An 11692-nucleotide genomic window follows, 5' to 3' on the forward strand; every position below is an offset into this window, starting at 1 on the left:
TTCCGCAAGGAAGCCGCCTCCCGTTGTGGGGGCGGTTTTTTTGTTTACGGAACAACGAATATAGGGGAATGTGGCCCGGGAGCCTGTTCGGTCCCCGGATCGGCGCCCTGATCAGTAGGCTGATCGGTGGGCTGACTAGTACGAATGGGTGCTGGACAATCCTTGGGGTGCGTGTAACATTTAGTGAGCAACGTGACGACTGCGGTAATCGCGGAAACGTCCCGGGCTGTCGTTTCTCGGAAATGGTTTCCAGGTTTTCTTGGCTCTGGTCGCCTTCGTTCCCGCGATAAAACTCGGCAGACGAAGCGTAGAAATTCTCTTTGGATCAGCAGCGTGCTTCGGCGGCATGTCGTAAAGCTGCCAGCTGCCCGGTGACTGAATGGCGCGTCTCTTCCAGTAAGGAAATTCGCACGGTGCTCAAGGTGATATCGGAAGCGCCCGGGACGGAATACGAAAAAGAGCGTCCCACTCTCTGCTTCCTGACCGGCCCCGGCCGGAGCGGCCGTTCTTCCGTGGCCGTGGTGTGGTGCGGACACAACGCGATACCGGGCCCGTTCCACGGGCACTCCGGCACCACATTCGTCGTTCCCCTCCCCCCGGTCGCCGGGGGTCCGAAGTGGGCGAAAGTCCTGGTCCGCCATGGTGGGCCGGACTTCGACCGGCGCTACTTCCGCTCGGACAAGGAGCTGCTCTCCTTCCTCCAGGGCCGTATCGCCCGCATCCCGCGGATCGTCGAACCTCCCGGCTGCGACATTCTGCAGAGCTACGTCCCCGGCGACACCCTCGATTTCCGCCTCGGCCCCGGCCGCTCGCCCTCGGACGGCCAGATCGTCCAACTGGGCGACTTCTTCCGCGAGTTGATATCCGTGGAGCCGAAGGAAATCGAGACGGCCGGGATACGCCGGGTATGTACCGCGAGCCGGCTTCCCCGGAACGACGACTCGGCCGACTTCCTGGACCGGCTGGTCTGGTTCACCGAGCATCAGGTGTTCCGGGGAATCGGCCGGAACTACGCGTCGCTCTTCGCCGAACTCGGCATCAGGGCAAAGGTGTTCGACGTCCTCAGGGGGCTGACCGGGCGGCTGAGCAGGCGTCCCCCCGCACTGTTGCACGGCGATCTCCACAAGAAGAACGTCATCGTCGACCGGCATGGAAAAATCTGGGTCATCGACTGGGAACTCGCGATGATCGGCGATCCGCTCTACGACGCGGTGACCCTGGTCCATCTGATGCGGCTCGCTCCCCCGGAATGTCATCGATTCATGCGGGTATGGAGATGTGCGGCCGAGCACGCGCGGCCCTGGAGTTCGCACGGCTGGGAGAAGGACCTCCCCGTTCTTCTCGCGTACAAGCGGGTGCAGTCCGTTTTCACGGATGTGATTCGTACGGCGAATTTCCTGGGCGGGAGAACGGAGTTGGTCAGGAGCCAGCTGTCCAGGGCGGCCGAGGAGATCCACCGGGTGCTGCGGGTGGCCCGGGGGCCGCTCCGGCTGGCGGGCATCGCCGTACCGTCGGTGGAGGCGGTGGCGGCGGCGTACCGGAACTGGTTCCTCGACAGGCAGCTGGGCGCGCGGTTGCTGGGCGTGGCCTGATCGGCGGCCCGGCCGGCGTCTGATCGGCGGCCCGGTCAGTGGCCCGGCCGGTGGGCGCCAGGCCGCTTGTGCGGGCTCCGCGCCGCCTGTGTAGGTGTCGCGGGTCACGTCTGCGTAGGCTTTTCGGTATGAGTGGCGACGACAACGATTCTCCGGACCGGGCCGAAGACCTCGGCCTCCGGGAGCGCAAGAAACGGCAGCGGCACCGGGACATCTCCAACGCGGCGATCGGCCTTTTCCTCGCGAAGGGCTTCGACGCCGTCTCGGTGGCCGAGGTGGCGGCGGCGGCCGGGATCTCCAAGCCGACCCTCTTCCGGTACTTCCCGGCCAAGGAGGACCTCGCGCTGCACCTGTTCGCCGACCACGAGGACGAGGCCGCGCGGGTCGTCGCGGGGCGCCCTGACGGCGTACGCCCGCTCGACGCCCTGCGGGCCCACTTCCTGGACGGCCTCGACCGGCGCGATCCGGTGACCGGGCTCAACGACGCGGCCCCCGTGCTCGCCTACCACCGGCTGCTGTACGGGACGCCGAGTCTGGTGGCGAGGTTGCACGGATATCAGCGGCGCTCCGAGGCGGCGCTCGCGGGGGCGCTCGGCGCCGGTGTCGTGGCGGCGCTCGGCTCCGGGCAGATCATCGCCGTACAGCGGATCCTCGCGGAGGAGAACTGGCGGCGGATCAAGGAGGGGGAGAGCGCGGACGGGGTGTTTCCGGACGCGGTGGCGGCGGCGGAGCTGGCGTTCGGGCAGTTGCGTACGGGGCTGAGTCTCTGGTGAGCCGAATGATTACTGGGTAATATTTGTTACTCGGTTCCGGTATTCTCGCTGGAATGACGTCACTCGACGACGGCGAACTCCACCGGGAGCGCGCCTACCACCAGACCTGCCGCGCCGCCCTGACCAGCATGGTGGACGACGCCCACGAACAGGTCGTCACCGGCGAGAACGCCTTCGCCTCCGGCGCGGACGCCGAAGTCCTCGGCCGCCATCTGCGCAGCCGCGCCAAGGAGCTGCGGCTCGAACCCGACAGCCCGCTCTTCTTCGGCCGCCTCGACTTCGACGGCCGGGAGGGGACCGGAGGCGAGCATTCCGGCCAGAGCTACCACATCGGCCGCCGCCGGATCAGCGAACACCCCGCCGCCCCGCCCCTGGTCGTCGACTGGCGCGCGCCCGTCGCGCGCGCCTTCTACCGGGCGAGCGCGCACGACCCGCAGGGCGTCGCCGTACGCCGCCGGTTCGGCTGGGCGCCCTGGAGCAAGGGGGCGCCGGAGGACCTGACCGGCCTGGAGGACGAGCACCTGATGGGCGACGCGGCCCCCGGTGCGTCCACAGCACCTGCCGCGGACCCGGGATCCGGTACGGGACCGGCCCCCGGCGCCATCCTCACCGGTGAGATCGAGCGCCCCCGCATCGGCCCCATGCGGGACATCGCCGCCACCATCCAGCCCGAACAGGACGACCTCGTACGGTCCGGGCTCGGCCGGTCCATCTGCGTCCAGGGCGCCCCCGGCACCGGCAAGACCGCCGTGGGTCTGCACCGGGCCGCGTACCTCCTCTACACGTACCCCCGGCGTCTCCAGCGCTCCGGGCTGCTGATCCTCGGGCCGCACCGCACCTTCCTCGCCCATATCGCCGAGGTGCTGCCCGCGCTCGGCGAGACCGGGATCCGGCAGTCGACCCTCGGCGACGAGATCGCGCGCCACGAGCCCGGCGTACGGGACACGGAGGCCGCCGCCGTCGTCAAGCACGACGCCCGCATGGCCGAGGTGCTGCGCCGGGCGCTGTACGGCGGGATCGCGCCGCCCGCCGAACCGCTGACGCTGCCTGACGGTTCGTACCGCTGGCGGCTCGGCGTCGACGAACTCGTGGCGATTGTCGAGGAGGTACGGGCCGAGGCGCCGCCGTACGCGACCGGCCGGGAGCGGGTACGCGGCCGGGCCGTACGGGCGATCCAGCTCCAGGCGGAACGGCGAGCGGGCCCGCAGTCCGCGCTGTGGGCGCGGCGGGTCGGCACTTCGCGGCCGGTCACCGCGTATCTGGACGCGGTCTGGCCGAAGGCGGTCCCCGAGGACGTACTGTCCGCGCTGCTCGCCGCGCCCGGGGCGGCGGCGGACGGCCTCCTCACGGCGGACGAGCAGCGCGCGATCCACCGCCCGGCGGGCCGTGTGCCACGGCGGCGGGCGGACACGCGCTGGTCGGCGGCGGATCTGGTGCTGCTCGACGAACTGGCCGGGCTGATCGAACGCCCCGAGGGGTACGGCCATGTCGTCATCGACGAGGCCCAGGATCTCTCCCCGATGGAGTGCCGGGCCATCGCCCGCCGCGTGGACTTCGGCTCCCTCACGGTCCTCGGCGACCTCGCCCAGGGCACCACCCCGTGGGCCGCCCGCTCCTGGCCCGAACTCCTGCGCCAGCTGGGCCGGCCGGACGCGGCGCTGGTCCCGCTGACCGTCGGTTTCCGGGTGCCCGGCGCGCTCGTGGAACCGGCCAATCGGCTGCTGGCCTCGCTGGACGTCGACGTACCGCCCGCCCGTTCGCTGCGCGGCGGCGGGCGGCTGACGTACCGACGGAGCGATGCGGGCGATCCGGCCCGGACGGTGATCGAGGCGGTACGGGAGGCGCTGGGCCACGAGGGCTCGGTCGGCGTCATCGCGTCGGGCCCCGAGGCGGACCGGCTCCGTACCGCCCTGGCCGACGCGGGCGTCGCCACGGCGCGCGCGGACGAACTCGGCGCCTCGGCGGCCCGGGTAACGGTCCTGCCCGCGACGGAGGCGAAGGGGCTGGAGTACGACCACGTCGTCGTCGTGGAACCGGCGGCCATCGTCGCGGCGGAGACCCGGGGACGGCACCGGCTGTACGTGGCGCTCACCCGCGCGGTGTCCCGGCTGGACGTCGTGCACAGCGGGCCGCTGCCGTTCTGACGTCCGGCGGGAGCGGGCCGGATCGGCGGCCGACGTCCCGGCGGGAGCGGGCCGGATCGGCGGCCGAGGTGATGGATCATGCTCGGATGAATCAGGCGGATGACCTCTTCCATGTCGAGGACGGCGCGGTACGGGGCCACCGGCCCGTCCCCGGCGTCGTCGCGTGCCTCGGGATCCCGTACGCGGCCGCCCCCTTCGGCGCCGGCCGGTTCCGGGAGCCGCGTCCGCCGTCGCGGTGGGCGGGGGTACGGGAGGGCGGGGCGTTCGGGCCGGTCGTACCGCAGTCGGCGCGGCTGCCGGGGGCGCCGTTCTGGACGCCGGGGGAGGAGGACGTCCTCACGCTGAACGTATGGGCACCGGAGCCGGGTCCGGCTTCCGGAGCGGCGCCGGTGCTGGTCTGGATCCACGGGGGCGCGTACACCTTCGGCTCCTCGGCGCAGCCGGACTTCGACGGCGCCGAGCTGGCCCGTACCGGCGGACTGGTCGTCGTCACCGTCAACTACCGGCTGGGCTTCGAGGGGTTCGGCCGGGTGCCGGACGCCCCCGGGTGCCCCGACAACCGGGGGCTGCTCGACCAGCTCGCCGCGCTGCGGTGGGTCCGTACGAACATCGCCGCCTTCGGGGGCGACCCGGGCAACGTCACGGTGGCCGGACAGTCCTCCGGGGCCGCCTCGGCGGTCTGCCTGATGGGCATGGCGCGGGCGCGGGGGCTGTTCCGGCGGGTGGTGGCGCTCAGCCCCGCGAGCCCCTGCCGGACGGCCGGGCTCGCGGCGGCGACCACCCGGGAGGTCGCGGCGGCGGCGGGTGTCGCGGCCACGGCGGAGGGGCTGGCGGCGGCGTCGCCGTCCGAACTGGTCGACGCCTCCGACCGGGTCGTGGAGCGCTACCGGCGGGATCCGGACACGGGGGCCCGCCACCACAACCCGGTGATCTACGGCCCGGTCGTCGACGGCGAGATCCTCCCCGCCGCCCCGCTGGCCGCGATCGAGGCGGGCGCGGCCCGCGAGGTGGAGCTGCTGGTCTGCCACACCACCCAGGAGTACTGGCTGATGGACGCGGTCGGTGCCACGGACGGGGTCGGTACGGACGAGCGGCTCGCCGCCCTCGCGCGCGATCTCGGGCTGCCCGCGTACCTGGTGCCGGGCTACCGCGCGCTGCTGCCGGAAGCCACCGCCCACGAGATCCAGCTGTCCGTACTGGGCGATCTGCTGTTCGCCGAGTACGCCAACCGGCTCGCCGAAACGCACGCGCGGGCCGGCGGCCGTACCTACCTCTCCCGCTTCGACCGCCGCCGGACCGGCCCCCGGGGACCGGTCCTGGCCTGGCACAACGCGGACGTCCCCTTCGTCTTCGGCACGCTCGGGGACCCCGCCGTCGCGTTCCTCGTCGGCGGCCCGCCCACCGCCGACGACCACCGGCTGGCCCGGCGCATGCGGGCGTCCCTGGCCGCCTTCGCGGCGACCGGCGACCCGGGGTGGCCACCGCTCGGGGAGGCCGCCGCGCACGTGTGGGGAGCGGCGGAGAGTACGGGGACGGCGTGGCATCCGGGGACGCGTGAGCTGTGGCGGGATGTCGATTTCGTACCGCTGTCCACGGGCCCGGCCGGGTGAAAGACTCACCGGATGACTTCATCTGCGCGAGCTACGGAAGCTGCGGTATCCAAGGGAGTTGAGGGAGTCGAGGGAGCTGCGGGGGTTGAGGCATCTGTGGGAGTCGAGGGATCTGCGGGCACCTGGGAGCTGGGCGATCTGACGGTCAACCGCGTCGGATTCGGCGCGATGCGGCTGACCGGCAGAGCGCCCTTCGCCCTCGACGACGTCCCGAGCGAACGCGCACGGTCGATCGGTGTGCTGCGCGCGGCGGTCGAGCTGGGGGTGAATCACATCGACACCGCCGCGTTCTACTTCTCGGCGCTGCGCTCGGCCAATGAACTGATCAACAGTGCCCTGGCGCCCTACCCGGACGACCTCGTCATCACCACCAAGGTCGGCCCCGGCCGGGACCCCTCGGGCGAGTGGCTGTGGGCCACCCCGGAGCAGCTGCGCGGCCAGGTCGAGGAGAACCTGCGCCAGCTCGGACGCGACCACCTCGACGTGGTGAACCTGCGGACGAAGGGCACGGGCTCGATCGCCGAGCACTTCGGCGCGCTGTCGGAGCTGCGCGACGCCGGTCTCGTACGCCATCTCGGCATCTCCAACGTCACCCCCGGCCATCTCGACGAGGCGCTGGCCATCGCCCCGGTGGTCTGTGTGCAGAACCGGTACGGCATCGGCGCGAGCCCCGAGGAGAACGCGTTCCTGCGGGTGTGCGGCGAGCGGGGCGTCGCGTTCGTCCCGTTCTTCGCCATCGCGGGCGAGGGGCGCGAGGCGGGGACGGGCGGTGCGGACAGCATGGAGGTACGGAAGGTCGCCCAGGCCCATGGCGTGACGGAGGCCCAGGTCAGGCTGGCCTGGACGCTGCACCAGGGGCCGCATGTACTGGCCATACCGGGCACCGGGGACCCGGCGCACCTGGCCGAGAACGTGGCGGCGGGGGCGCTCGGCTTCTCGGCGGCGGAGCTGGCGCTCCTGGACGCGGTCACACCGTAGGCGGAGCGACGGGGTTCGGCGGAACCGGTCGGAGGGGTGGGTTCGGAGGGTGGGTTCGGGAGGCGTGTTCAGGGAGGCGGGAGGGAGGCGGGTTCCGGAGGCGTGTTCAGCGTCGGAGCGCGCGTGATGTACGCGCGTCGATGCTGTACGTACTCGCCGCGGTCCTGGCGTGGCGGCCCGGCGGCGGCTCACCCCGCCCCATCCTGTACGCGTCCGGCTTCCTCGTACTCGCACCGGTGCAGGTGGTGCTGGGCATCGCGCACCTGCCGGCGCTCCATGTCCCCCTGGGCACCCTCAGGGCAGCTGTCCACCAGCCATCGGCCACCTCTCCACCCGCCACCTGTCTACCCGGGCATCGCCCCGCTCTGTGCCGCCTTGTGGTGGCGCGCGGACAGGCGGGAGCCTGACTCGCGGCGGGCGGCGCGGCGCAGGAGGGGTATCGCGAGGAGGAACCCGAGGACCGCCCAGGCGGTCAGCACCAGGGCGCCCGTGGGCAGCTCCCAGGAGCCGCTCGCCTCGGCCGCCCGCGCGGCGTCCGGAAGGAGCGCCGAACGCAGGCCCTGCGCCATCCACTTGAGCGGGAAGACGGATGCCACCTGCTGGACCGGCACGGGCAGCGAGGTGATCGGGAACACCGCTCCGGAGGTCATCAGCAGCGCGATCGTGGGCAGCATGATCAGCGCCAGCGCCTCGCGCGGGTTGGGCAGGACGGCGCCGATGGCCGCGCCCAGCGGTACGACGGCGAGCAGCCCGAGCATGGTGACCCACAGCAGCGTCAGCCAGTCGCCCGGCCCGTGCGGCAGCGGCCCGTCCGTCAGCAGCGCCGTGGCCGCCAGGAGCAGGACCAGATTGCCGACCGCCATGCCGATCACCAGCAGGCACTTGGCGATGAGATACGCCGGTATCCCGCCGGGCGTGGCGCGCAGCCGTAGCAGGGCACCCTCCTCGCGCTCGGTCACGAGCATCTGCGGGAGGTTGAACAGCCCGACCTGGAACAGCAGATAGGCGGCGAAGCCCGCGATCACCAGATGGCCCATCGGGATCTGGGTGCCGGGCACATGGCCGTTGAGGTAGACGGAGAGCAGCAGCGCGACGACCACATTGCTCAGATGGCCGAACATCTCCTTGGGGTTGCGCAGGAAGTGCCGCAGCTCGATACGGCCGCGGAGGAGACCGGCCCGCCAGTAGCGGCGGGTGGCGCGGCGCGGCTTCTCCGTCCCGCCCGGTGCGTCGCTCACGTACGCCTTCTCCGTCTTGTCCATCGTGTCCGTCACGTGTGCCCCCCTCGTACGGCCTGCGCCTTTCCGTTCACGGCCCTGTCCGTGCCGTCGTCCTCCCGGTGCACCATGTGCAGATACGTGTCCTCCAGCGTCGGGCGGCGGACCTCCAGACCGGCGATGGGGCCGGTCGCGGCCTGGTGCAGCTCCCAGACCAGCCGTGAGGGGTCCTCGGCACGTTCGCGGCGGGGCGTTCCGTCGTCGGCCGTCCAGCGGACCTCGGCCTGCGCGGCGGCCTGCCCGGCCAGCTCCGACGGGGTGCCGCAGGCCCGGATCCGGCCGTTGACCAGCATGGCGATCTGGTCGGCGAGCCGCTCGGCCTCCACCAGGTCGTGTGTGGTGAGCAGGACGGTGACGCCTTCGTCGCGGGCGAGCCGCTCGACCAGGACATGGAACTCGTGCCGCGCCTCCGGGTCGAAGCCGGTCGTCGGCTCGTCCAGGAAGAGCAGCTCGGGGCGGCCGACGATGCCGAGCGCGACGTCCAGCCGCCGTCGCTGGCCACCGGACAGCCGCTCCACCTGCTGACCGGCCTGGTCGGTGAGGCCGACCAGGGCCAGCAGCGCGGCCGGGTCGCGCGGATCGGGGTAGTACGTCGCGAAGTGGCCCAGCAGCTCGGCGACCCGCCAGCGGCGGTGGTCGCGCCAGGACTGGAGGACCAGCCCGATCCGGCCGCGCCAGGCGTCGTCGCCCTGCTCCGGGTCCGTACCGAGGACGCGGACCTCCCCGGCGGAGCGCTGCCGGAAGCCCTCCAGGATCTCGACGGTGGTGGTCTTCCCCGCGCCGTTGGGCCCGAGCAGGGCGAAGACCTCGCCGCGGTGGATGTCCAGATCGATACCGTGGAGGACATCGGTGTCGCCGTACGACATGGTCAAATCGCGTACCTGGATGATGGGTCGGGCGGTGGTGGTGGCTGTGGCTGTGGCGGTGATGCCGGCGGGCGTCGTCATCGGCCTGCCTCCGTCTCGTACCGCTGCTGTTGCACCCCGGACGCTGTCCCGGACGCCACTCCGGCCGCCGTCGCGGGGCCGGCACCCTCGACGATCGCCCGGAGCGCCGCCACATGCCCCTCGAAGGCGGTACGCCCGCGCTCCGTCAACCGCACCTTCGTACGCCGCTTGCGGCCGCCGCCCTCCTTGTGGATCTCCAGATATCCGGCCTCTTCCAGGGTGTGCAGCTGTTTGGAGAGCGCGGAATCGCTGAGCGAGAGACTGTCGCGCATGAACGCGAAGTCCGCCCACTCGGTGGTGGCGAGCAGCGCGACCACCGACAGCCGGGTGGCGGGATGGATCAGCTCGTCGAAGCCGTCGGGGGTGCTCATCGGCCCGCCTCCTCGCCGCGTCGGCGCAACGAGTCGGTCGCCCAGCGGTTCGCCGGCCCGGTGAACAACACGAACACGGCCGCCGAGACCGTGGCCTGGACCAGACTGGCGAGCATCGGCTCCAGCGACTCGACCAGATGACCGGAGAGCAGGATCGTCCCGCCGGTCACCACCCCTCCCGCGACGAACGCGGCGGACGACCGCCAGCTGTGCCGGGAGCGGTGCAGCCGCACCCGGGTCCTGCGGTTGTAGTTCACGGCCAGCGCGCCCAGCAGCGCGACATACGCGGCGGTGGCCAGCAGGACGCCCCACAGGGGCAGCTCCAGGCCCAGAAAGACCAGGAAGCTCCACATGATCGCGGCCGTGGTGCAGGTCGCGCCGGGATCACCGGACCCGCTCCGCTCGATCTCGTCGTACACCCGCTCCTGCGGCACCCGGATGCGCTGTAGATCCTTCCACGCCTGCTCGGCGTCCACCGGTGTGCTCATGACCATCACCTTCCCCCGTACGGGACGAGCCCGCTTGACTCCCCTTTGACTTTCCCACTCGGAAAGCTAACTCCAGCTTTCCCGGTGGGCAAGCCATTAATGTCCTGTCGCAGATTAGTCCGGGTAGTTCAGGATCCTGACCTGAGGTGCCCGGATTTAGCTGAGACGCCTGGGTGGCGTTGTCTCGCGCAAGTCCGGGTATTTCATTGCGAGGCGCATACCTTGAGCACGTCTCCGTGCCCTTCCCCGCAGATGTGTGGTTCATCCGGCCAGTTCTGTGAGGACCTCGGTGACGGCGCGGCGTCCCAGCTCGGCCATGGCGGGGTTGGTGTGGCGGTAATAGTCGATCCCGCTGACGAAGGTGAGTGCCCATCCTCGTCCCCGGGCCCAGGCAGCGTCGTCGAATCCTCCTGCCGCGCGGAAGGTTTTCCGGGTCTCCGCACTGAGCAGCGTCCAGGCGGCGATGGCATCGCAGGCGGGGTCGCCCACGCCCGCAGTGCCGAAGTCGATCACCGCTCGGAGCCGATCGTCGTTGACGAGGATGTTGCCGGGGATGAGATCGCCGTGTGTCCACTTGGGTGGCCCGTCCCAGTCCGGCTGGTCGAGGGCTTGTTCCCAGGCGGACAGGAGAGCGGGGGCGTCGATGTCGTCCGCCGCCTTGGCGGTCCACTCCCGTACGGAGGCGTCGCGGGTGCGCAGGGGCACGCTCCGGTAGCCCGGGCGGGCCCCAGTGGTGTCGGCCTTGCGCAGCGCTGTGACGAACTCGCCGAGATCTCTGGCGAGCCGGTGGCCGTCGGGGAGCTCATCCGGCTTGGTGGTGGGGTGCGAGCCGTCGATCCAACGGCTGATCGCCCACGGAAAGGGGTACCCGTGTCCCGGTTGTCCCACGGCGATTGGCTCGGGCACGGCAGTGGGGAGACAGGGGGCCAGCCGTGGCAACCAGTCCTGCTCGAAGTCCACTTGGCCGACAGCGCCCTCCATCCGGGGCAACCGGACCGCAAGCTCGTCGCCCAGCCGGTAGATCGCGTTCTCGGTGCCTGCGGAGTGCACCGGGCTGATGGGCAGATCCGCCCATTGCGGGAATTGGTGTGTGAGTAGCCGCTGTACCAGCGCGCCGTCGGTCGGAATCTCATTCTCGTGCATCATCGGTCCGAGACCCTAACGAGGCGGTCGGCGGAGGGACATCGTTATTTCCGGGCGTCCCGGGCGGATGCCTCACGTCAACTCTCGCGTGATCCCGGGCTCAGGGACAGCACTGATGGTTGCTCCGATGGCTCGCGCCGTCTTGCCCAGTTCCTTGAAGAACCACGGTTTGCTGGTCCTACGAGGGATGTTCTCCTGGGCGGGACCAGCCGTGCCGACGTACTCCAGCTCGACACCTTCCGCCCACCTATCCAAGCCTCCGGTACGACGCCGCCCTGAAGTTTCCCCGTGATCTTGGACACTCGATCTCTATGCCGCGAGGGCGTGCTGGTGGTACTGCCTGGTCTCGGCCGGTGTGAGGTAGCCGAA

The 11692-nt window shown here is 71.1% G+C and carries 10 protein-coding genes and 1 pseudogene; 6 read left to right on the forward strand and 5 right to left on the reverse strand.

Annotated features, from left to right (window positions below):
• Window positions 1-413 precede the first annotated feature (413 nt).
• The 6 genes and pseudogenes from ACIP8W_RS26805 to ACIP8W_RS26830 form a co-directional block, all read left to right on the forward strand.
• A complete protein-coding gene (locus tag ACIP8W_RS26805; RefSeq protein ID WP_402204933.1) occupies window positions 414-1592 on the forward strand; it encodes a phosphotransferase in 1179 nt (392 codons plus the stop codon).
• A 128-nt stretch (window positions 1593-1720) separates the two neighbouring features.
• Complete coding sequence (locus ACIP8W_RS26810; RefSeq protein ID WP_402204935.1) at window positions 1721-2365, forward strand: TetR family transcriptional regulator; 645 nt, start codon at window positions 1721-1723, stop codon at window positions 2363-2365.
• Between the two features lie 53 nt (window positions 2366-2418).
• Complete coding sequence (locus ACIP8W_RS26815; RefSeq protein ID WP_402204937.1) at window positions 2419-4509, forward strand: HelD family protein; 2091 nt, start codon at window positions 2419-2421, stop codon at window positions 4507-4509.
• Between the two features lie 86 nt (window positions 4510-4595).
• Complete coding sequence (locus ACIP8W_RS26820) at window positions 4596-6119, forward strand: carboxylesterase/lipase family protein (RefSeq protein ID WP_401955418.1); 1524 nt, start codon at window positions 4596-4598, stop codon at window positions 6117-6119.
• A gap of 96 nt (window positions 6120-6215) precedes the next feature.
• Window positions 6216-7097, forward strand: a complete 882-nt coding sequence (locus ACIP8W_RS26825) for an aldo/keto reductase (RefSeq protein ID WP_402204939.1) — start codon at window positions 6216-6218, stop codon at window positions 7095-7097.
• 108 nt (window positions 7098-7205) lie between these two features.
• Window positions 7206-7504 (forward strand): annotated as a pseudogene (locus tag ACIP8W_RS26830) (hypothetical protein); the annotation flags it as partial.
• Here the strand turns inward: ACIP8W_RS26830 and ACIP8W_RS26835 are convergent.
• The 5 genes from ACIP8W_RS26835 to ACIP8W_RS26855 form a co-directional block, all read right to left on the reverse strand.
• Entirely contained in the window at window positions 7442-8371 is a 930-nt protein-coding gene (locus ACIP8W_RS26835) for an ABC transporter permease (protein ID WP_402150091.1), read from the reverse strand. The pseudogene ACIP8W_RS26830 and the gene ACIP8W_RS26835 sit on opposite strands and share 63 nt — an antisense overlap.
• Entirely contained in the window at window positions 8368-9240 is an 873-nt protein-coding gene (locus ACIP8W_RS26840) for an ABC transporter ATP-binding protein (protein WP_402204945.1), read from the reverse strand. The genes ACIP8W_RS26835 and ACIP8W_RS26840 overlap by 4 nt, the downstream gene beginning before the upstream one ends.
• A 77-nt stretch (window positions 9241-9317) precedes the next feature.
• Complete coding sequence (locus ACIP8W_RS26845) at window positions 9318-9692, reverse strand: transcriptional regulator (RefSeq protein ID WP_401955421.1); 375 nt, start codon at window positions 9690-9692, stop codon at window positions 9318-9320.
• On the reverse strand, window positions 9689-10180 hold the full coding sequence (locus ACIP8W_RS26850) for a hypothetical protein (protein ID WP_401955422.1): 492 nt from the start codon (window positions 10178-10180) through the stop codon (window positions 9689-9691). The genes ACIP8W_RS26845 and ACIP8W_RS26850 overlap by 4 nt, the downstream gene beginning before the upstream one ends.
• A 261-nt stretch (window positions 10181-10441) precedes the next feature.
• The gene (locus ACIP8W_RS26855; RefSeq protein WP_402204942.1) at window positions 10442-11326 is read right to left on the reverse strand and encodes an aminoglycoside phosphotransferase family protein; all 885 of its coding nucleotides are present in this window, start codon (window positions 11324-11326) and stop codon (window positions 10442-10444) included.
• Window positions 11327-11692 lie beyond the last annotated feature (366 nt).

Origin of the sequence: Streptomyces sp. NPDC088554 (assembly GCF_044752945.1) — a bacterium.
Classification (GTDB): Bacteria; Actinomycetota; Actinomycetes; order Streptomycetales; family Streptomycetaceae; genus Streptomyces.

What these genes read in the sequence shown, in the direction of transcription:
- ACIP8W_RS26810 (WP_402204935.1), top strand. Translation starts at nt 1,721, where the DNA reads ATGAGTGGCGACGACAACGATTCTCCGGACCGGGCCGAAGACCTCGGC.
- ACIP8W_RS26815 (WP_402204937.1), top strand. Translation starts at nt 2,419, where the DNA reads ATGACGTCACTCGACGACGGCGAACTCCACCGGGAGCGCGCCTACCAC.
- ACIP8W_RS26820 (WP_401955418.1), top strand. Translation starts at nt 4,596, where the DNA reads ATGAATCAGGCGGATGACCTCTTCCATGTCGAGGACGGCGCGGTACGG.
- ACIP8W_RS26840 (WP_402204945.1), bottom strand. Translation starts at nt 9,240, where the DNA reads ATGTCGTACGGCGACACCGATGTCCTCCACGGTATCGATCTGGACATC.
- ACIP8W_RS26845 (WP_401955421.1), bottom strand. Translation starts at nt 9,692, where the DNA reads ATGAGCACCCCCGACGGCTTCGACGAGCTGATCCATCCCGCCACCCGG.
- ACIP8W_RS26850 (WP_401955422.1), bottom strand. Translation starts at nt 10,180, where the DNA reads ATGAGCACACCGGTGGACGCCGAGCAGGCGTGGAAGGATCTACAGCGC.
- ACIP8W_RS26855 (WP_402204942.1), bottom strand. Translation starts at nt 11,326, where the DNA reads ATGATGCACGAGAATGAGATTCCGACCGACGGCGCGCTGGTACAGCGG.